Origin of the sequence: Aeromicrobium sp., from assembly GCF_025965075.1 — a bacterium.
Lineage (GTDB): Bacteria > Actinomycetota > Actinomycetes > Propionibacteriales > Nocardioidaceae > Aeromicrobium.
Genome location: NZ_JAOPXQ010000277.1, coordinates 1 through 20,293 on the forward strand (window position 1 = coordinate 1; position 20,293 = coordinate 20,293).

Genomic DNA, 20,293 nt, shown 5'->3' on the forward strand with positions numbered 1-20,293 from the left:
TCTCGGCGGCGGTCGAGCGCGGCGAGGCCGTCGTCGCCGTCGCGCGGCACGCGGAGGACGCGGCCGCCCTGGCCGGCTCGGGGGCCGAGATCGTCCTGGCCTCCGACCACGTCGAGCCGCACGGTCGCCGCGTACGCGTCCTGGTGTGCGCGCTCGGCCCGGTCCACCCGACCGATCCCGGCACGCCGGTCGATCCCGCCGCCGACACGTCGGCCGTCGAGCGGGACCTCGCGATCGTCGACCGCCTCCTCGCGGCCGCGCCCACCGCCACGGTCGTGCTGGTCTCGACCGTCATCGCGCTGGCCCCCGGACCGGATCGTCGCTACTACGGCGGCTGGAAGAACGTCGTCGAGCGCGCCGTGCGCGAGCTGGCCCACCGCCATCGCGCCGAGGTCGCGGTGCTGTATCCCGGGCGGCTCGTCGCGGACGTGTCCGTGACCCGCCCGTGGCACCGGCTCTACACCCGCTACACCCGCCTGGCCCGACGCGTCGAGGAGGCGGCCGCCGCGGCGCCGCGCTCCCGGGTCGTCGGCCTCGACGCGCGGCTGTGGCTCCTGGTCCGGGGGATCACCATCGCGCTCGGCTCGGTCACCGGCTCCGCCGGGGTCCCGTCGGCAGCGGTCGCGCCGCTGCGCGACCCGCGCACCACCAGTGAGGAGATCACCCCATGAGGAGCAAACGGTTCTTCGACCTTGCCCTGTGCCTCGCCGGCGGGGTCGTGTGGATCCCGACGGTCCTGCTCGGCGCCCTGCTGGTGCTGCTGATGTCGGGCCGGCCCATCTTCTACGCCTCGATGCGCAAGGTCGCGACGGGCGAGCCGATCCGGATCGTCAAGTTCCGCACGATGGTCCGCAACGCCGCCGAGCTCGTCAACCGCGACACCGTCCCGTGTGAGGACAACGTGCGCTTCCTCAACATCCCGCCGGACTCCCCGCTCTACACGCGGCCCGGTCGCCTCCTCGAGCGCTTCGGCGTCACGGAGCTGCCCCAGTTCGTGCACATCCTGCGCGGCGAGATGAGCATGGTCGGCAACCGCCCCCTCCCCCAGAACGTCATGGACTGCCTCGCGGAGGAGCACGGCAACGCCGGCGACCGCTTCCTGACCCCGGCCGGGCTGACCGGCCCGGCCCAGCTCGTGGGCCGCCAGGCGCTCTCCGACCGGGAACGGCTCGATCTCGAGGGCGCCTACAGCCGCGGCTGCCTGCGGTCGTACTCCGTGCTGCTGGACATCAAGATCATCGTCATGACGGTGCTGATCGTGCTGCACCTGCGGCCCAGCCTGAGCTACCAGGGCGTGCTGGCCCTGATCGACCGGCACACCACCGGCTCGATCGTCCAGGCGCCGCCGACGGACCTGACGATCCTCACCCCGGCACCGGCGCCCCAGGTCGCCGGCGGGCTGGGGCAGCAGGTCTTCCCCGGCGTCGAGCGCCCGGCCGTCGAGGCCTGAGCCTCAGGCTGGGGGCTGGGGGCGACAACAGGGTCCTCCACGCCCGATCAGGTCGGCGGCGCGAGCTCGTCCCGGGACAGCCAGGCCATGCCGAGGCGCGGCGCATACTTCTCCCGGTGGACCAGCGTGAGACCGGCAGCCGTGAAGAACGTCTCCAGCTCTTCCCATGAGTGACCCGGCAGGTCGTGGTACTCCAGGACGACCCGGCGGACACCGGCCCAGTCCTCGGGCCGAGACCCGAGGACCATGTCGTACTCGCCACCCTCGGTGTCCATCTTGACCAGGTCCGCGGTCCGGCCGCTGACCGTCAGGGCGTCCGCCATGGCGATGCTGGGCACCGTGACGCTGCGGGTCTCGGCGGTCAGGTGCAGGACGCCGTTGTGGCCACTTCCGGCACCGTTGTCGGCCAACGTCAGCTGACCGGCGACGGCCTGCACGGCGAAGTTGTTGCCGTGCACCCGGTCCTGCAGGTCGTTGTCCATGATGTTGCGCATCAGGTAGGCCGCAGTGGACGGAGACGCCTCGTAGGAGTCGACCCGTGCCTCGGGGTGGCGCTTGGCGAACGCCACGGAGAAGCAACCGACGTGGGCGCCGACGTCGAGGGCCACCGGCGACGTACCGAGGTCGTCGGTGAACCAACCCAGCCGGTACTCGTCCTCCACGAAGATCTCGTAGATCGGCACCCGGGCCCCAGGCCGGTTGGGGACCGTCATCCCGGATCCGTCCCGCATGCGAAAGGTGATCTCCTTCGGCCGACCCGTGACACCTTGGCGGGCCAGGTCGACCAGCAAGCGAGCGCCGTTGTCGAAGTGTCCTACGGTCTGGCGTACGCGCCGGGTCGCCCCGGTGATGCTGCGCGTCATCGTGTTGCCTTTCGATCAGCGAGGGATGCCGGAGCCCGCTGGTCCTCCCAGGTGATCCGCGCAGACAGCCTACGACAAGACCCACTGTCTCGAGGCGACATCGATGCAGTCATCGCCTCAGCGCACGTCCCGTCAGACGCCGGGGCGGCACCGCCGCAGGGCCGTCATCCCGCTCCGGTGCGGCTCGTCCTTCCCTGGCCTGCCCGGACATGAGGAACGGCAGGGCCAGGACGCACCAGACGTAGCGGTCCCACAGCAACGGCGTCAGCGGCCCGATCAGCACATAGGCCATCGCCGGGAGGGCGAGGAGGTGAGCCGGCGACCCGAGCACGAGCGGCTGGCGGACGGTCGACAGCAGGATCAGGAGGTAGAAGGCGAGCCCCACGACCCCGCCGGCGGCGGCGATCTGGAGGTAGATGTTGTGCGCCAGGGACGCGTCACCGAAACCCGTGCCGATGATGGGATGGGAGAAGAACTTCCCGATGGCGACCCGGGCGAGGTCCTGTCGTTCCAGATCCGACATGGAGGCCGAGCCACCCCCTCGCAACCGGCCCAGGGGACTGCCGTCCACCACACCGGACGCGAACGTCCTGCCGACGACATACACCGGGATGATGCTGATCCCGAAGAAGACGACGGCGTGCTCGATCCTTCGTGACAGCACGAGATAGAGCACCGCCACGGCAGCCGTCCCCACCAACGCCGCCCGACTGCCGCTGATCCACACGCCGTAGCCGCAGACGGCACCGGCACCCAGCACGACCCAACGGTACGAGCGCGGTGTCCCGACGAGCAGGAACGGGACCAACGTCACCGCCAACATGCAGGTGACCCCCAGGATGTTGGGGTGCTCGGTGAGCCCCGCGTAGCGGCCGTCGGTCGAGGTGACGCCGCTGATGCGCCCCTTCGCGACGCTGATCGCGGTGCCCAGGACGTACGCTCCCGCGAAGGCCACGAGGACCCGCCGTCCCGGACGCCACAGCATGAACACGATGGGCAGCAGCAGCGCTCCGACCGCGAGGCGCACCAACCCGTTGAGGCTCGCGGCCGGGTCGGTGCTGACGGCGGAGCTGACCAGCCCGACGACGAAGACACCGGCCACGCCGATCAGGAACGGGGCCTGGCGGTGGAACCCCCTCGTCATGAGGATCGGGAGGAGCAGCCCCACGCCGAGGAAGAAGAACACGTCCGACATCGTCACGAAGCTGATCGCTGCGACGGGCTTGACGTCGTTCATCGGCGCCATGGTCATCGCGACCAGCAGCAGGGCGGTCGCGGTCAGCTCGATGCCGACCGTCACCAGGACGACGAGCAGCACCGCAAGACCCAGCGCGGCAGCGGCACCGATCACCGACCCCGTCGCGACCGGGATCAGCAGGGCCAGCAGGACCACGACGAGCAGCGCCGGCGTCGCACCGTCGACGACCCGCGCCAGACGACGCCGCACCTCTGACGTCGAGGACCGCGCCCCTGCCCGGACCCGTCGGGCCATGACCGCCACGTCGTGCCTAGCCGACGGATCGACGGCTCGGGACCGGTCGCTTCTCGGCCCGGGCGAACAAGCTCTTGCGAGCCGGCTCCACGGGCTCGCCGTAGCCGTAGCCGTAGCCATAGCCGTAGCCGTAGCCATCGCCCGTGCGCCGCGGCGTCCGGTTGAGGATCGTGCCGAACAGGCGCCCGCCGACCGTCTCGATGCGGGCGACCGCGAGCCGCAGCTGCTCACGGGTCGTCGAGCCGTAGCGGATCAGCAGGAGGGCGCCGTCGACCTCGCGCATCAGGATCGAGGCGTCCGCGACCGGCAGCATCGGCGGGGCGTCGATGATCACGACGTCGTACAGGCCCCGCGCGCCGGCGAGCAGATCCTTCATGGCCTGCGTGTCGAGCACCTCGGCCGGGTTGGGCGGGCGCGGCCCGGTGCCGAGGAAGCTGATGCCGCTGACGTGGGACTGGATCGCCTCGTCGAGCGACGTCCGGCCGATCAGCACCGTCATGAGTCCGACCGAGTTCTCCAGGCCCAGCAGCTCGGCGACGTTGGGGTTGCGCATGTCGGCGTCGACCAGCAGCACGCTGCGGCCCGACTGCGCCATCGACATCGCCAGGTTGGTCGCGACGAGCGTCTTGCCCTCGTCCGGCACGGCGCTCGAGACCAGCAGCAGCTCGACCTTGGAGTCCAGGTTGGCGAACTGCAGGTTGGTGCGCAGCACGCGGAACGCCTCGGCGAGCGCGCCATGGCCCTCGTTGCTGAGTGCCTGCTTCTTGACCTGCCGGTCGAACGGGAGCGTCGCGAGGACCGCGGTGTCCGTGATCTCCTCGGCGTCCTGGCGGGTCTTGACGGTCCGGTCCAGCAGGTCCCGCAGGACGGCCCCGGCGATGCCGATGAACAGGCTCAGCATCAGGCCGACCACGATGTTGAGCGGCACGTTGGGCGAGACCGGCGACTGGCTGATGCTCGCCGGGCCGACGACGCGCGCGACGAACGCCGGGACGCCCTCGCCGGTCGACGGCTTCTCGAGCCTCGCGACGAGGCTGACCAGGCCCTGCGCCTCGGCCTCGGCGATGTCCTGCGCCAGCGTGGGAGTCGAGGCCTTGACATCGATCTGCAGGGTCTGCGTCGCGGTGATGACCTGGGCGGTGACCATGTCGGCCAGCTCGTCGCGGGTCGTGTCGGCGAGGTTGAGCTTGTCGATGACGTCCTGCAGGAGCGAGGGCTCGCGGGCCAGGTCGGCGTACGACGCGAGGCGCTGTGCGGCGAAGTACGCGGCCGTCGTGTCCGTCGCCTGCTGGCCGACGGGGGTCGTGATGAAGAGCTTCGTGCTGGACCCGTAGACGGGCGGCATGCTCAGGACGAGCAGGACCGTGGCGATGGCACCGAGGATGAAGGCCGAGAGGATGAACTTCACGCGAACGCGCAGGATGCCAAGGAATTGACGCAGGTCCACGTGGTCCCCTTCAGGAAGGTGCAGACGATGCTGCTGGGTGTCAGACGGAGTGTATGCGAGCGTGTGCCCGACCCGTGCGGCGAACGGCACGCCGTTCCCGGCGATGCCCTCACGCGTAACCAACGCGTGAGTGCCCCGTTGTGTTACGTGAAGTCACCCTGCAGCCAGGGACCCGTCGGCATGTCCCACGAGGGACTTCGCGAACGTACTCGTGAGAAGAGGCAAGGGACATGACCGTACTCGTGACTGGTGGCGGCGGATTCATCGGCGGACACCTCGTGGCCGACCTGGTGAAGCAGGGCAAGAACGTCCGCTCGGTCGACGTCAAGCCGCTCGAGGAGTGGTACCAGGTGCACGACGGCGTCGACAACGTGGTCGCGGACTGCGCCGACCCGGTCGACGCCCACAAGATGGCGATCGGCACCGAGACGATCTACAACCTCGCGGCCGACATGGGCGGCATGGGCTTCATCGAGAACAACAAGGCCGAGTGCATGCTGTCGGTGCTCACGAGCACCAACATGCTGGTCGCCGCGAAGGACTCCGGGACCGAGAACTTCTTCTACAGCAGCTCGGCCTGCGTCTACGCCGGTGACAAGCAGACCGATCCCGACGTCACGGCCCTCAAGGAGTCGGACGCCTACCCGGCCGATCCCGAGGACGGCTACGGCTGGGAGAAGCTGTTCAGCGAGCGCATGGCTCGCCATTTCCGGGAGGACTTCGGCCTCAAGACCCGCATCGCGCGCTACCACAACGTCTACGGCCCCGAAGGAACGTTCGAGGGCGGCCGCGAGAAGGCCCCCGCCGCGCTGTCACGCAAGATCGCCCAGGCCAAGCTCACCGGCGACCACACGATCGACGTGTGGGGGGACGGCGAGCAGAGCCGCTCCTTCATGTACATCGACGACTGTGTCAAGGGGACCCAGACGATCCTCGCCGGTGACAACGTCGAGCCGGTCAACCTCGGCTCGTCCGAGCTCGTCACGATCAACCAGATGATCGGGATCCTCGAGGACATCGCCGGCATCACCGTCACGAAGAACCACGACCTCACGGCACCGCAGGGCGTCCGGGGCCGCAACAGCGACAACACGATGTTCCACGAGACCTACGGCTGGGAGCCCTCGATCTCCCTGCGGGACGGCCTCGAGAGGACGTACGCCTGGATCTACGACCAGCTGTCCTCCCGAGCCCCCCGATGACCTCTCGCGCGATCGCCTACACCGCTCGCAGGATCCGTCAGTCGTACACTCATTTCGACAACGGGTCCCACCTCCTGTGGAACACCCTGCGGCGGCGCGAGCTGACGTTTCACACCAAGAGCGGTCTGACGATCCACACCCCCGGTGTCGACGGCGCGAGATTTCCGGTCTACGAGCTGCACGCCGACGACGTGTACCGGATGGGAGAGCTCCTCCAAGGGCTGCGCCGGAACTTCGTGGCCGTCGACATCGGAGCTCACATCGGCAGCTTCACGACCGCAGTGTGCGCCGCGGCTCCCGGTGCGACCGTGCATGCCTACGAGGCGTCGCCCTCGACCGCGACCTGGCTCGAGCGCAATGTTGCGGCCAACCACCTGCAGGAGCGTGTGTCCGTCCACCGTTGCGCCGTGTCGGACCACCACGGCGATCTCGAGATCGTCGACAACGGCCAGGCGAGCGCGCACAACGGTCTGACCGCCCCAGCGGGCTCCGGGTCCGTCGTGTCGGTGCCGTGCGTCACCTTCGGCGACATCCTGGCCGCGGCCGACGGCGTCGTGGACCTCGTGAAGAGTGATGCCGAGGGCGCCGAGTACGGGATCATCCTGGCCAGCGATCCTGCCCATTGGTCCACGGTCCAACGCGTGGTGATGGAGTACCACCCGGTCGCCGGCCACACGGTGGAGGAGCTGATCCGTTTCCTGGCCGATGTCGGGCTCGATCTGGTTCGCCGCGAGCCGGCCGACCGGCCCGGACTCGGGAACGCCTGGTTCTCGCGCGCCAGCCCGCCATCGAGCTGAGCGCAGCAGATGACCCGCCTCCCGCCCTCCCTCCAACCCCTGTGGCCCGCCGTCAAGCTCGCCCACCGGCTGGCCAGCCGCACCGTCGGACGCCTCACCCGCGCCGCCGGCACGGGGGGTGAACGCGCGGTTCCGGTCACGGCGTCGGCGACGTCGCTCGAGTCTGCCGCGAACGAACCGGATGCCGTCCGGGTCCACCAGGTCGGCACCGCCCGACAGCTGACCCGCGACGCCCCGGTCGGCACGCCGTCCGGCCTGAGGTTCTGGCGCGAGGTGCGGGAGGTGGAGGTGCTCCCGCGGTACGTGCTCGACGTGCAGGACGGCCGGCTGGTGGGCGACTACGCCGCGACGATCACGCCGGGGGGGAGCCTGGACGCCCAGACAAGCCCCTACTTCGGCACCCGCAGCTGGCGCGAGCATCCCCTCTACCTGAGACCTCGCCTGCCGGAGGCGACGCGTGTGGACGGAGTCGTCCTCTCGTTGGCGTCGCCGGCCTCGGGCCGCAACTACTACCACTCGATCATGGACACCCTGCCTCGCTGGGGTGTGCTGCAGGAGACCATGCCCGGGACGCGGCCCGGCGCGATCGTCGTCAGCCACCGCACCGCGTGGGACAGGCAGCTGCTGGCCATGACCGGGTTGGACGACTTCGAGCTGATCGAGCCCACCAAGCATCTGAGCATCCGGGCGGAGCGTCTCCTCGTGCCGTGTCTCAACAACCAGCAGACCCTCGCGCCCCCCTGGATCACGCAGTGGTTGCGCGACACGCTTCCCGCGCAGCGGGTCCGGGAGCGCCCGAAGCGTCTGTACGTCACCCGTGGCCGTGCGCGGAACACCCGCCGCTTGGTTCGCGAAGCAGAGCTGTTGGCGTTGCTCGAGCCGCTGGGCTTCGTTCGCTTCGACCCGGGAGCCGTCACGGTGCAGGAGCAGATCGATCACTTCGCCGCAGCGGAGGTCGTCGTGGCACCGCACGGCGCAGGTCTCGTGAACCTCAATTTCGCGCCGGCCGGCGTCCGCGTGCTCGAGCTGTTCTCGCCGCGCTACCTCAACCCCGGCTTCTGGGCCATCACCGACAACATCGAGGACTCGGTGTACCGCTACCTCGTGGCGGACCGTGTCGTGCCCGACCGGCCGCAGGAGCGCATGCTGGGGGTGCAGGACGACATCAAGCTCTGCCCGCACGCCGTGCTCTCAGCGGTCGAGGAGCTGCTTGCCGTGTAGCGGCCGGGGGGCCGGCGCGTCAGGGCACGCGGCGCAGCCAGAGGGACGAGGACGGGTTGGCGTCGGACGCCAGCGGCGTGTAGTCGCCGAACAGGCTCTTGAGGACGCCCTCGTCCTCGTGGCGGATCATCGGGGTCGACAGCAGGACGCGGTACGCCGCATTGTGCGCCAGGAAGATCTGGACGACCATCGCCTCGTTCCAGTACACCGGCCACCGCTCCCCGAAGAGCCACGTGTCGGCCGGGAACGGCCCGTTGAACGGGAAGTGCACGTCGTGGATGTGCACGATGACGCCGGGCTTGAGCCGCGGGAGCACCTCGAGGAAGAGGAACGCCACGTCGCTGTCGATCTTGAGCGCGTGGGACGAGTCGATGAACAGGACGTCCCCGTCCTCGAGCGCCTCGAACGTCGCCAGCGGGACGTCCTGCACGAAGCCCTCGACGAGCTCGAAGTTGTCGATCGTGCGCAGGGCGTCGAACGGGTACGGCTCGATGCAGGTGATCTGCAGGGGTGACCCGTCAGCGGCGTTGCGCTCGGCTGCGAGTGACGCGTAGTACGTCGACAGCCCCGAGCCGATCTCGAGGTAGCGGGCCGGCTTGTGCTCGCGCAGCGTGTAGTAGAGCGTCCGGGCGTCGAGCTGCGGGTAGCCGGGACCGAAGCCGCGGGTCGTGTTGGTGAGGTAGTCGCCGGTCACCGCGGCGTACTCCTCCTCCCACCGCTCGGTGAGCCCCTCGAGGGTCGCGATCATGGTCGGGACGTCGATGTCGATGCCGACGAGCTCGCTGGGACGGTCCCACCGGGCCCGGGTCTGCTCGATCTCCGCGAGCACCGGCAGCGTCGAGTAGTAGTCGTCCTTCTTGACGATGTTGAAGCCGAGCAGGCCGAAGAAGCGCTGGGCGGTCCGGATGCGCAGCCTGCGGAAGCCGAACACGACCTGGTCGAGCGACTCGACGACGGGACCCGGCAGGAACCGGGCGGCCCGCTGCTTGGCTGACTGCGGAGTGGGAGTGGGCATGGGGACGATAGTACGGAATTCGGGCCGCCCTCAGAGCGCTTCTCGGGCCCTCGTCAGATGATTCTGTGTCGCGGCCCAGGCGTCGATCTCCCGGGCCAGCGCCGTGCCGATGTGCCGGTGCATCTGGGGCGAGTAGTGGAACCCGTCCGGGATGGCCCGGTCGATGTCGCCGGCGACGTGCTCGTCGACCAGGGGGGTGACCGGGAACCACCGGACGTCGTCCCGGCCGATGCCCTCGACCATCGTCCGCAGGGTGTCGTTCATGACCTCGATGCGCCGCGCCATGCCTGGGAACCAGGTCCGGTAGCGGCTGCCGGGAGGCAGCAGCTCGAACACGAGCACGAGGGGGCTGCCGACGCCCTGCACGTGGGAGATGTAGCGCTCGAGGTCCGCCGCGACCTGGCGGGGGCGGCCCCGTCGCAGGGTGGGCGGCAGGATCGAGTCGACCTTGGCCTGCGCCCGCGCGAGTGCCTTCCAGGCCGGCCGGAGGACGAGCCGGCGATAGGCCGACCCGATCCGCCGGGGGGCCCACCGCAGGCTGTTGGCGTGCACCTCGAGCCAGCGGGGGATGAACAGGTGGATCGTCTCGTAGTGTCCGTAGACCAGCACGATGACGTCGGGCGAGTAGCCCAGGACCTCCGCCTGCCAGGTGCCCAGGATCGACGAGGTCCGCTCGGACGTCATGGTGATGGTCTGGACCTCGGTGGGCCTGCCCCCTGCGAGGAGCTGCTCCTGGATCACCCGCGGGAAGATGAAGTCCTCCCGTGGACCACCCATCCACGAGACCCAGTTGACGGTCGACGCGCCCTTGACGAGGACACGGAGCGGGAGCGGTAGGGGTGTCGGCATTCACGGGCTCCCGAGGCTCGGCGTCATCGCGGCAGCTTTCTGCCGTGGGCGGGCGATCGGGGACAGTATGCTCTACGGGTGTCGGAGGAGCTCAGCGAGGCCAGCGCCGTCCGTCCGCAGATGCGCGACCGGTTCGCGTTCGTCCTGATCGTGTGCGCGACCTTCGGTCTGCAGCTCCTGACCCTCGTGACCGGCATCGTCATGGCCCGACTGCTCGGCGTCGAGGGCCGCGGCCTGGTCGCGCTCGTCGTCGCCGTCAGCATGTTCGCCTCCCAGCTGACCCTCGGTGGGAGTCTCCCCGCCGCGCTGACCAAGCTCGTGGCCGAGCGGCAGGTCGCCGCCCGGGACGCTCTCGCGGGCACTGCCCGCCGCCGGGCGTGGCTCGTCCTGGTGCCCTGCGCCGTCGCGTCGGCGTTGGTGCCGGTCCTGCAGGACGCCGACGGCGGTGAGGTGCTGGCGACCGCCGTCATCGTCTTCGTCATGACGTTCCAGACCCTGGTGTTCCAAGTCCTCGCGGGCTGCCTGCAGGGTGAGGGGCGCTTCGTCCGGATGGCGTGGGTCGCGCTGGTCCCGCAGGGCGCGTTCACGGTCGTCCTGGTCGCCGTCGCGGTCGCCGGCTGGAGCTGGAGCGCGTACGACGTCCTGGTCGCGTACGTCGCGACGGGACTGCTCGGTGTCGCCTTGTCCTGGGCCCAGCTGTTGCCGGCCCGGGGTGGTGGGGAGGAGATCCCGGAGGCCGCGGTGTGGTCGGAGGCCCGGCGCAACTACGTCAGCAGCGTCCGGCCGCTCGACGGGCTGGGGCTCGACCGGATCCTCGTCGGCGGGCTGCTCGGCACGGTCTCCCTCGGCCTGTTCGCGACGGCGCTCGCGGTGTCCAACCTGTGCCGGCTGGTCAGCAACGCCGTGCGGGTCATCGTCCTGCCCCGGGTCGCGATGCACCACGCCGATCCGGGCGCCCAGCGCGCCGTCGTCCGGCGGTGGGTCGGGATCACGATCGGGCTCGTCGTCGTCATCGTCGGCGGCCTCGAGGTCGTCGTGGAGCCCGTCATCCGCCTGGCGTTCGGTGACGAGTTCGTCGGCGCGGTGGCGTGCGCCCGCTGGCTGATCGTCGCCGACGGCCTGCTGGCGCTGCGCAGCGTCCTGATCGCGGTCCTGCAGGGTCAGGGGCGGGGCGGGATCGCCTCGTGGATCGAGCTCGCCGTGCTGCCGGTCCTGCTGGTCGGCATCGTCGCCGCGGCCCAGCAGGACAGCCTCGTGGGCGTCGGCGTCAGCCTCGTCGTCGCCGGGCTGCTGAGCTGCCTGGGCCTGGGCGCCGTGATCCGCCGCGGACCACGGGCCGCCGTCGGCGTCAGCTCGTGAGTCCGCCGTCCACCACGATGACCTGACCGGTCAGGTAGTCGTTGCGCGGATCGGTCAGGAACTGGCACACCCGGGCGATGTCGTCGGGGTCGCCCAGCCGGCCGGCCGGTGTCCGCCGGACGATCTGCCCCATCTGGGCCTCGTCGAGGCCGTGGCTCATCTCGGTCTTGAGGTAGCCCGGCGCGATGCCGTTGACCGTGATGCCCCGCGAGCCCAGCTCACGTGACATCGACCGGGTGAGCCCGTCGAGCGCGGCCTTCGTCGCGCTGTAGACGCCGAGGCCGCGGTAGCCCGACCGGCCGACGATCGAGGAGATGTTGACGATCGACCCGGACCGTCGGGCCAGCATGCGCCGGCTGACCAGCCGCGACATGTAGAGGGTGCCCTTGATGTTGAGGTCGACGACGACGTCGATGTCCTCGTCGGACGCCATCGCCAGGATCCCGTCCCGCGCGACCCCGGCGTTGTTGATCAGGACGTCGACGTGGTCCCAGCGGGCGACGACCTCGTCGACGAACGCCTTGGCGTCCGCCGAGCTCGACAGGTCGGCGGTCGCGAACAGGAAGTGGTCGGGGTGGCTCCGCCGCCACGCCTCGACCTCGGGCGTGACCGAGCGGGCGCAGGCCGCGACCCGGTCGCCGGAGCCGAGATAGGACTCGACGATGCCGGCCCCGAGGCCCCGGCTCCCGCCGGTGACGATGACGACGCGCGGTTCACTGCTCACTGGATGTCTCTCCTGACGATCTTGCTGCCCGCCGTGACGATGTCGTCGACGAAGCGGATGCTGCGGGGTTGGGCGGCGGGGGCGAGGTCGGCGCACGCGGCGCGGATCGCGGCCTTGAGCCCGGCCGGGTCGGCGCCGGGCGCGGCCACGACCTCCAGCGCGACGATCGCGCCGGTCATGGCGTTGGGGCGGCCGAACACCCGGGCCATGTCGACCCCGGGGATCGCCGACACGCGTTCCTCGATCGGGAGCGGGTGCACCTTGACGCCGCCGACGTTGATGATCTCGGAGGTCCGGCCGCGGAACAGGATGCGGTCGCCCTCGACCTCGACCCGGTCGCCGGTCGCGCGCCAGCCGTCGGCGTCGACCTCGGGCTCACCGTGGTAGCCGAGCATGCCGGTGCGGGAGCGGATCCACAGCTCGCCGTCGACGATCCGCATGTCGACGTCGGCGTCGTCGCCGCGGTCCAGGACCGCGGTCGAGAGCCCAGGCCGGGCGTCGCGCACCGATCCGGTCGAGCCGAACTCGGAGGCGGCGTAGACCTGCGAGATCGCAGCGTCGGGAAAGGCCCGCTGCAGGTCGCCGAGCAGCGGTCCGGGGATCGCCTCGCCGCCCAGCGTGACCTGGCGCAGCAGGGGCACCTCTGCGCCATCGGAGCGCATCTCGGCGAGGAGGAACCGCCAGTAGGTCGGGGTGGCGCTCGCGTGGGTCACGCCGAGCGCGCGCATCGCGGCGAGGCCCTCCCGGGGACGGCGCGGGGCCGGGGCCACGAGGGTCGCGCCCGCGGCGAGCACGTGCAGCAGGATCTGCAGCCCGGCGAACTGGTGCAGCCCGTACGCCAGCAGCCACCGCTCCCCCGCGGCCGGCTTGACCCGGTCGGCGCTGCGCAGGAGGCGGCTCCAGTCGTGCCGGACGCCGCGGGGGGCGCCGGTCGTGCCGGTCGTGAGGACCAGGTGCGGCCGGGACACGGGCGCGTCCGGCGCCTCGTCGTCCGGGCCCCCGATGAGCGCCGACGACGGCAGGACCCGCGCCCCGAGGCCGGCGAGGTCCGTGCGGTCGGTCACCAGCACGTCGTGGTCGAACCGGGCGAGCAGGTCGGCGACCTCGGCCGGGTCGACCGGTGGGTACTGGCAGACCTCGACCCCGGCCAGCGCGGCACCGGCGACGAGCGGCACGACGACGGACGCCTCGTGGTCGACGACGGCGAACCGGGTGGTGCCCTCTCGCCGCAGCGCCGCCGCGACGCGACGGGCGTCCGCGACCAGGTCGGCGTACGTCCGCGAGTCGGTGTGGGTCAGGACCGCGACACGCCCGGGCTCCTCCTGGGCGACCCGGTGCAGGAGCTCGAACAAGGCGCGCTCAGGCCTCGGCGGGAGCCACGGCGTAGAACGCGAGGATCTCGTTGAGCGTCTGCGGCATCTCGCCGGTCGAGTACGGGTCGCTGCCGTGCTCGTCCTCGAGGGTCGCGGACAGCTCGGCGGTCTCCAGGGAGTCGAGCCCCACCCCGCCGGCGTACAGCGGCATGTCGGGGGTGAAGTCGTCGCGCATCTTCGCCGTCAGGGTGAGGAAGTCGACCACGGTCTGCTGGACTGCTGCGGGCGAGGTGCTCATGGGGCGCTGTGTCTCCTTGGGATCGGGGTGGGCTGGCCCACCGCTTGATCAACGACGCGGGGGGCCAGGTGTCACGACGGCTTGGTCGCCGAGATGAGCCCGTAGCCGAACGTGCCGTCGCGCCAGAACGCCTCGAGGATGTCGCACGAGCGCACGAAGGCCTCGTGCCCCTCGACGCCGATCAGCCCGACCACCTCGTCGCGGTGGGTCGCGGCGTTGGCGCGCCACCGGTCGAACGTCGGCAGGGTCGCGGCGGTCAGGTCGTCGCTGCGGTCGACGACGAGCCCGTGGGCCGCGGCCAGGGCGGCGTAGTCATCCAGCGACCGGAAGTGGGCGTCGCCGAACGCCTCGCGCAGGACCGCGAAGTCGACCCGCCGCTCGCGGACCTCGCTGAACGGGATCTCCCGCCAGCGGACGAGGTCGCACAGGACGAGCCGGCCCCCGGGTCGCAGCACCCGGGCGCACTCGGAGACCAGCGCGTCCTTGTCCCGCATCAGGTGGGAGGACTCCAGCACCCAGACGCGGTCGAACTCGGCGTCGCCGAAGCCGTTGTCGGTGCCGTCGCGCTGCTCGAAGGTCACGCCGGCCAGGCCGAGCGCGGCGGCACGGGCCCGGGCCGTGTCGACTCCGACGGCGCTCGTCGTGATGCCGACGACCTCGACCCCCGTCTCGGTGGCCAGGTCACACGCCGGTGCCCCCGACCCGCAGCCCACGTCGAGGACCCGCAGGGGCGCGCCGTCGGGGCTCGACCCGGCCAGCCGGCCGCCGGCCATCATGCGGGTCGTCAGGGCGCGGGTCGCGACGTCCAACGGCTCGTCGCCGGTCGCGAAGAGGCCGTAGTGCAGCTCGTCGCCCAGCAGCAGCTGCCAGGCGGCCGTGATGCGGTCGTAGTGCGGTGCCGGGTCGTAGGCGGCGGTGTCGTGACTCATGTGGGGACCTCCCTGGTGCCGACCTGGCGGGCGGGTGAGCCCATGACGACGGCGCCGTCGGCGACGTCCTTGAGGACGACCGAGTTGGCGCCGACCATCGCGTGCCGGCCGATGCGCACCCCGCCGACCAGGACCGCGTTGGCGCCGATCACTGCACCGTCGCAGATCGTCGCGAACTCCTGGTCCTGGCCCGGTTTCGCGTCGTAGTGGCGGGCGGCGGCGGTCACTCCCCCGGCGAAGGTCACGTCGTCGCCGATCACGAGGCCGAAGCCGATCGTGACCCCGACGGGATGGGCCATCATGAAGCCCCGGCCGACCCGCATCCCGGCGCCGAAGTCGGCCCCGACCAGCACGTTGCCGAGCGTGCGCAGCGACTGTGCCAGCCTCACGTGGCCGGCGCGGAACAGGCACTGCTGGGCCCGCAGGATGATCGAGGCGAGCAGGCCCGGGATGCTCGGGACGCGCAGCAGGACACGGAGCCAGCTCTGCCTGCCACCGGGTCGGTAGCGGTCCAGGTCGGAGAACACCAGCTGGCTGAACCCGAGCTGGTCGGAGGCTGACGAGGCGGGCGCGGTCGACACCGGACGAACGCTACTACGGCCGATCATGCCGTCGCGGCGTCTCTGACGAAGACACCGTCGATCTGCAGGATCTCCCCGGTCGGCGCCGCGTAGCCCTGCTCGAGGCCCACCATCTGGAAGCCGTGGTCGTACGCCCAGCCGACCGCCTCGTCGATCAGCATCCCGCCGTCGTACAGCGGGACGAGCGACAGCTCGAGCTGCAGGCCGACGCACGCCGCGACGGTGTCGGAGCCGCCGGCGAGCACCTCCCGCTCGAAGCCCTGCGTGTCGATCTTGAGGAACGGGTGCGCGTACGCGTCGAGCAGCGGGGCGGTCTCGTCGTCGAGGCGCGACACCGTCACGGTCTCGGTCCCGACGTAGCGGACCGACGGCGCCGCCGCAACGTGCGAGTCGAGCATCGGCAGGATCGAGCTGCTGGTGCTGTTGGAGGCGATGAACATCTCGACCTCTCCGGCCTCCGCACCCAGCGCGAGGTGCCGGGCGGTCCAGCGCGGGTCGCCGGCGATCGTCTCGCCGAGGCGGGCGAACGCCGCGGCCTGCGGCTCGAACGACACGATCGCCCCGGTGTAGCCGAACGACCGCAGCGACGTGCCGTAGCCGCCGTCGGCGGCACCGACGTCGAGCACGAGGTCCACGCCGTGCCGGGTCAGCACGGCCTGGCGGCGGGTCGCGGAGTGCCGCCGGACCTCGAAGCCCCGCCGGCCCAGCCTCTCCAGCACGGTGTGGACGACCTTCAGTCGTGCGCTCATGCGCGACGCTCCTTCATCGTGGTGCCACGCCCAGCAGGACCCGGCCGAACTCGTCGGCCGTCACCTCGCCGCCCGCGATCCCGGCGGGCATCGTGAACGGCCCGTGCAGCACCTGGCGCATCGCGGCGCCGATGCTCTCGGCGGTGAAGTCGCAGGCCAGCCCGGCTCCGGTGGCCCGCACCTCGCGGGCCCGGACGGTCGACCCCGTCGTCACGACCGGGACCCCGGCCGCCTCGGCGTTGCCCATGATGCCGCTGGGGCCGTTGTTGGTCAGCGCGAGCGGGACGACGTCGACCGCCGCCACGAACCGGTCGAGCTCCTCGTTGCTGAGGAAGCCGTCGCGCGCGATGACCCGGGCCCGGTCGGCGTCGTCCAGGTCATCGACCCAGGCGCGGACCTCAGGCTGGAAGACACCCGCCAGCACGAGATCGGCGTCGAGCCCGGCCGCCTTGATCGCGTCGAGGATCAGGGGGGCGTTCTTGCGCTCGCCGAGTGCGCCGAAGACGCCCACCAGGTGACGGTCGGCGGGCAGGTCGAGCTCGGCGCGCCACGTGGCCCGGTCGCGGGAGTGCGCCGACGAGTAGTGCGGGTCCCGGACCCGTTTGACGAGCCAGCCCGCAGCGGTGTCCTCGCGTCCGGAGAACCCGACGGCCCGGTGCAACGTGCCGGTCAACCGTGCCGCCACGACCAGCGCCGCCTTGGGAGCGCGCAGGCGCCAGCCCGTCAGGTCGGTCAGGGCGAGCCGGGCCGGGTAGCGGGTCAGCATGAAGATGACCCGTGGCCGGTGCGCGAGGCCCCGGAGCAGCGGCCGGGCGACGTACCACCAACGCTTGAGCGCCTGGTCGCCGTCCATCAGCATCAGCGTGCCGACCGGGACGTCGGCCCGCCGGCACCACGTCGCGGCGACGCGCGCCATCTCGGCGGTCGACGGCACCTTGCCCTCGAAGACCTCGTGGACCACGAGCCGCCCGGACCGCACGTCGGCGGCGAGGTAGACCTCGTAGGACGGCTCGGCCGACGCCCCACGCAGCGTCAGGAGGACGACGGGGCCCGACTCGCTCGCGACACGGGTCACGGCGGCCACCGCCTGGAAGTGGTGCCCGGTGGGGTCGGGCTCCACGAGCAAGGTCGTGGTGCGGGGGTTCGTCATGCGCGCTCCAGGACCCTCCATTTTTCGTCACCCACACGGGATGCGTCGGCACCCTACCAACGAGCGAGAGGCGCCGAGGGCACGGACGAAAACGACCTTTTCCCATGGCCCCCGCGCGGTGCGGCCGGGCGCTAAGGTGCTCCCGTGAACTCCCTCGTGCGTGCCCTCGTCCGACCTCCGGTCCTCGCGGTGAACACTCCCCTCGCCCGTCGTCGCACCCAGCGTGCCGTGGCATCGGCACCCCGACCGTTCAAGCTCGAGATCGGTGGTCTGGTGGCCCGCGAGGGATGGCTCGTGACCAACGTCAACGCCGTGACCCGCCACTACCTCGACGTCACGACGCGGTGGCCGGTGCCGGACGCGAGCATCTCCCACATCTACTCCGACAACGTCATCGAGCACATCTCGCTCGAGGGGACGCGGACCCTGCTGGCCGAGGCCTACCGCTGCCTGCAGCCCGGCGGCGTGATCCGCCTCGTCACCCCGGACCTGAGGGCACATGTCGACAAGTACCTCGCCGGATCGGCTCCCAAGGGGGACCCCGGGGCGAAGGTCTACGAGCGGATGGGGCTGACGGTCGACCACCCGATCGACTGGGTGCGCATCCCGATCGCGTCGTTCGGCCACCACACGGGCTACCTGTTCGACTTCGACACGCTCGCCTCCGAGCTCGACCGGGCCGGGTTCACCGACATCGTGCACTCGACGCACGGGCGCAGCGGCCACCCCGAGCTGGCGGGCCTCGACCAACGGGCCGACGAGGGCGGCGTGCAGCTCGCCGTCGAGGCGACCCGCTGAGTCGACCCATGCGCATCGCGATCCTCACGGTCGGCTGGACCGGCTACAACGACGCCGCCTGCCGGCTGCTCGCCGGGCGGGGGGTCGAGATACTCGTCGTCCACGAGCCGGTCGACCGCGACACCGCGTACGCGACCCACACGCTCGCCCAGTACGCCACCGAGCACGTGTGGCACGGCGAACCCGCACCCGGGGAGATCGACGACGTGCTGGCCCGGTTCCGTCCCGACGCGGTCCTGATGCACTCGTGGCACGACCGGCCGTACCGCGCCGCCATGAAGTCCCTGCCCGCCGGCACCCTGCGGGTCCTCTGGATGGACAACCTGTGGCGCAACACCGTCCGCCAGTGGGTCGGACGAGCCGTTGCGCCGGTGTGGGTCAAGCCGTTGTTCGACGCCGTCATGGTGCCGAGCGACCGGACCGAGTTCTTCGCCCGCCGCCTCGGCTTCGGCGGGGCGGACGTCATCCGCGGGTCCCTGTCGGCCGACACGACGCTGTTCGGGTCTCCGGCGCGCACCGGCGAGGAGCTGACGTCCCGCCGCCGGTTCCTGGCCGGCCTGCGGCTCGTGCACCACAAGGGTGCCGACGTCCTCGCCGAGGCCTACCGTCGCTACCGCACGCTGGTCGACGATCCGTGGGACCTGCAGGTCCTCGGACTCGGCGAGATGGCCGCCGAGCTCGAGGGCATCGACGGGGTCGAGCTGCTCGGTTTCCGCCAGCCGCACGAGGTCGCCGACCTGATGCGGACGGCGTCGGCGCTGGTCGTCCCGTCCCGCATCGAACCGTTCGGGGTCGTGATCCACGAGGGCGCCGTCAGCGGCCTGCCGATCGTCACGACGGACCTGGTCGGGGGCGGACCCGTCTACGTGCAGGACGGGCAGAACGGCTGGATCGTGCCGAGTGACGACGCCGACGCCCTCGCCGGGGCGATGGCGCGCATGAGCACCGTCGGCCCCGAGCGGCTCGCCCACATGTCCGACGTCAGCCGCGCGCTGGGCCGACGGACCAGCTCGGCCGGCTGGGCGCAGAACGTCCACGAGCAGCTCGAGCGTCGCCTCGCCCTGGTCCGACAGGGTCGCTGAGACCGGGACGCCCTCGGCGTTCACCCGTAGGGTTGATCCGTGAAGTTCCTCAATGACCTGCAGCCCTCGTACGACCTGACGTACAACGACGTCTTCATGGTGCCGGGGCGCTCCGACGTCACGAGCCGGTTCGACGTCGACCTGTCGACGGCGGACGGCACCGGCGCGACCCTGCCGCTGGTCGTCGCCAACATGACCGCGATCTCGGGCCGGCGGATGGCCGAGACGATCGCCCGGCGCGGCGGCATCGCGATCATCCCCCAGGACATCCCGCTCGACATCGTCGAGCGCACCGTCTCGCGGGTCAAGGGCGCCCACACGGTCTACGACACCCCCGTGACGGTGGGCCCCACCACGACGGTCGGCGAGGCGCTGAGCCTGCTGGGCAAGCGTGCGCACGGGGCCGTGGTCGTGGTCGAGGACGGCAAGGTGCTGGGGATCGTCACCGAGCGGGACGGTGCCGAGATCGACCGTTTCGCCCAGGTGCGGGAGGTCATGACGACCGACATCCTGACGTTCGAGGCCGGCGCCGACCCGCGGGACTGCTTCAACGAGATGTCGGTCCGACACATCGACTTCGCTCCCGTCGTCGACGGCGGCCTGCTCGCGGGGGTCCTGACCCGCAAGGCGGCGCTCCGCTCCACGATCTACGAGCCCGCCGTCGACGCGGCGGGGCGGCTCGTGATCGGGGCGGCGGTCGGCATCAACGGTGACGTCGCCGGCAAGGCCGCTGCGCTGCTCGCGATGGACGTCGACGTCCTCGTCGTCGACACCGCGCACGGTCACCAGGACAAGATGCTCGAGGCCCTGCCGCTGGTCGTGGCCGCGCGGGACGCCCACACCGCCGCGACCGGCACCCGGGTGCCCGTCGCGGCGGGCAACGTCGTGTCGGCGGCGGGCGTGCGCGACCTCGTCGCCGCGGGCGCCGACAACGACAAGGTCGGGGTCGGCCCGGGCGCGATGTGCACGACCCG

The 20,293-nt window shown here is 71.2% G+C and carries 21 protein-coding genes; 9 read left to right on the forward strand and 12 right to left on the reverse strand.

Annotated elements, in window-relative coordinates; translation table 11 throughout:
• Positions 1–671, forward strand: a 671-nt coding sequence (locus JWQ91_RS16075) for a hypothetical protein (protein ID WP_297786481.1), incomplete at its 5' end; no start/stop codon positions are given.
• Positions 668–1,450, forward strand: a complete 783-nt coding sequence (locus tag JWQ91_RS16080; protein ID WP_297786484.1) for a sugar transferase — start codon at positions 668–670, stop codon at positions 1,448–1,450. The genes JWQ91_RS16075 and JWQ91_RS16080, both read left to right, overlap by 4 nt.
• A 47-nt stretch (positions 1,451–1,497) precedes the next feature.
• Here JWQ91_RS16080 and JWQ91_RS16085 read toward each other — a convergent pair whose 3' ends face one another.
• From JWQ91_RS16085 to JWQ91_RS16095, 3 genes are all read right to left on the reverse strand, one after another.
• On the reverse strand, positions 1,498–2,313 hold the full coding sequence (locus tag JWQ91_RS16085; RefSeq protein ID WP_297786487.1) for an FkbM family methyltransferase: 816 nt from the start codon (positions 2,311–2,313) through the stop codon (positions 1,498–1,500).
• A 109-nt stretch (positions 2,314–2,422) separates the two neighbouring features.
• Positions 2,423–3,805: an O-antigen ligase family protein gene (locus tag JWQ91_RS16090; protein WP_297786490.1), complete on the reverse strand. Its 1,383-nt coding sequence runs from the start codon at positions 3,803–3,805 to the stop codon at positions 2,423–2,425.
• A 16-nt stretch (positions 3,806–3,821) separates the two neighbouring features.
• The gene (locus tag JWQ91_RS16095) at positions 3,822–5,342 is read right to left on the reverse strand and encodes a polysaccharide biosynthesis tyrosine autokinase (protein ID WP_366521396.1); all 1,521 of its coding nucleotides are present in this window, start codon (positions 5,340–5,342) and stop codon (positions 3,822–3,824) included.
• Between the two features lie 140 nt (positions 5,343–5,482).
• Between JWQ91_RS16095 and JWQ91_RS16100 the strand changes: the two genes are divergently transcribed.
• From JWQ91_RS16100 to JWQ91_RS16110, 3 genes are read left to right on the forward strand one after another with little or no spacing between them, the layout of a single operon-like run.
• Complete coding sequence (locus JWQ91_RS16100; protein ID WP_297786495.1) at positions 5,483–6,454, forward strand: NAD-dependent epimerase/dehydratase family protein; 972 nt, start codon at positions 5,483–5,485, stop codon at positions 6,452–6,454.
• Positions 6,451–7,251: an FkbM family methyltransferase gene (locus JWQ91_RS16105; RefSeq protein WP_297786498.1), complete on the forward strand. Its 801-nt coding sequence runs from the start codon at positions 6,451–6,453 to the stop codon at positions 7,249–7,251. Before JWQ91_RS16100 ends, JWQ91_RS16105 begins: the two co-directional genes overlap by 4 nt.
• Before the next feature lie 9 nt (positions 7,252–7,260).
• A complete protein-coding gene (locus JWQ91_RS16110) occupies positions 7,261–8,472 on the forward strand; it encodes a glycosyltransferase family 61 protein (RefSeq protein WP_297786501.1) in 1,212 nt (403 codons plus the stop codon).
• Between the two features lie 19 nt (positions 8,473–8,491).
• Here the strand turns inward: JWQ91_RS16110 and JWQ91_RS16115 are convergent, their stop codons facing one another.
• Positions 8,492–9,487, reverse strand: coding sequence for a class I SAM-dependent methyltransferase (locus tag JWQ91_RS16115; RefSeq protein WP_297786504.1), 996 nt, complete (start codon positions 9,485–9,487; stop codon positions 8,492–8,494).
• 30 nt (positions 9,488–9,517) lie between these two features.
• Positions 9,518–10,336, reverse strand: coding sequence for an SGNH/GDSL hydrolase family protein (locus JWQ91_RS16120; protein ID WP_297786507.1), 819 nt, complete (start codon positions 10,334–10,336; stop codon positions 9,518–9,520).
• Between the two features lie 78 nt (positions 10,337–10,414).
• Between JWQ91_RS16120 and JWQ91_RS16125 the strand changes: the two genes are divergently transcribed.
• Positions 10,415–11,695, forward strand: a complete 1,281-nt coding sequence (locus tag JWQ91_RS16125) for an oligosaccharide flippase family protein (protein ID WP_297786510.1) — start codon at positions 10,415–10,417, stop codon at positions 11,693–11,695.
• Here JWQ91_RS16125 and JWQ91_RS16130 read toward each other — a convergent pair.
• From JWQ91_RS16130 to JWQ91_RS16160, 7 genes are all read right to left on the reverse strand, one after another.
• Entirely contained in the window at positions 11,685–12,419 is a 735-nt protein-coding gene (locus JWQ91_RS16130; protein WP_297786513.1) for an SDR family oxidoreductase, read from the reverse strand. The two genes, JWQ91_RS16125 and JWQ91_RS16130, sit on opposite strands and share 11 nt — an antisense overlap.
• On the reverse strand, positions 12,416–13,771 hold the full coding sequence (locus JWQ91_RS16135) for a fatty acid--CoA ligase family protein (protein ID WP_297786516.1): 1,356 nt from the start codon (positions 13,769–13,771) through the stop codon (positions 12,416–12,418). Before JWQ91_RS16135 ends, JWQ91_RS16130 begins: the two co-directional genes overlap by 4 nt.
• A gap of 7 nt (positions 13,772–13,778) precedes the next feature.
• Entirely contained in the window at positions 13,779–14,030 is a 252-nt protein-coding gene (locus JWQ91_RS16140; RefSeq protein WP_297786518.1) for an acyl carrier protein, read from the reverse strand.
• A gap of 71 nt (positions 14,031–14,101) precedes the next feature.
• Positions 14,102–14,959, reverse strand: coding sequence for a methyltransferase domain-containing protein (locus JWQ91_RS16145; RefSeq protein ID WP_297786521.1), 858 nt, complete (start codon positions 14,957–14,959; stop codon positions 14,102–14,104).
• Positions 14,956–15,540 carry a hypothetical protein gene (locus tag JWQ91_RS16150; RefSeq protein ID WP_297786523.1) on the reverse strand — a complete coding sequence of 195 codons (585 nt, stop codon included), beginning with the start codon at positions 15,538–15,540 and terminating at the stop codon, positions 14,956–14,958. The genes JWQ91_RS16145 and JWQ91_RS16150 overlap by 4 nt, the downstream gene beginning before the upstream one ends.
• Before the next feature lie 23 nt (positions 15,541–15,563).
• The gene (locus JWQ91_RS16155; protein WP_297786526.1) at positions 15,564–16,289 is read right to left on the reverse strand and encodes an FkbM family methyltransferase; all 726 of its coding nucleotides are present in this window, start codon (positions 16,287–16,289) and stop codon (positions 15,564–15,566) included.
• Positions 16,290–16,302: 13 nt separating this feature from the next.
• Positions 16,303–17,439 carry a glycosyltransferase gene (locus JWQ91_RS16160; RefSeq protein WP_297786529.1) on the reverse strand — a complete coding sequence of 379 codons (1,137 nt, stop codon included), beginning with the start codon at positions 17,437–17,439 and terminating at the stop codon, positions 16,303–16,305.
• Positions 17,440–17,583: 144 nt separating this feature from the next.
• On the opposite strand from JWQ91_RS16160, the gene JWQ91_RS16165 reads away from it, so the two are divergent.
• The 3 genes from JWQ91_RS16165 to JWQ91_RS16175 form a co-directional block, all read left to right on the forward strand.
• Complete coding sequence (locus tag JWQ91_RS16165) at positions 17,584–18,237, forward strand: methyltransferase domain-containing protein (RefSeq protein ID WP_297786531.1); 654 nt, start codon at positions 17,584–17,586, stop codon at positions 18,235–18,237.
• Positions 18,238–18,245: 8 nt separating this feature from the next.
• Positions 18,246–19,319 carry a glycosyltransferase family 4 protein gene (locus JWQ91_RS16170; RefSeq protein WP_297786534.1) on the forward strand — a complete coding sequence of 358 codons (1,074 nt, stop codon included), beginning with the start codon at positions 18,246–18,248 and terminating at the stop codon, positions 19,317–19,319.
• Positions 19,320–19,415: 96 nt separating this feature from the next.
• Positions 19,416–20,293, forward strand: an 878-nt coding sequence (locus JWQ91_RS16175) for an IMP dehydrogenase (RefSeq protein WP_297786537.1), incomplete at its 3' end; no start/stop codon positions are given.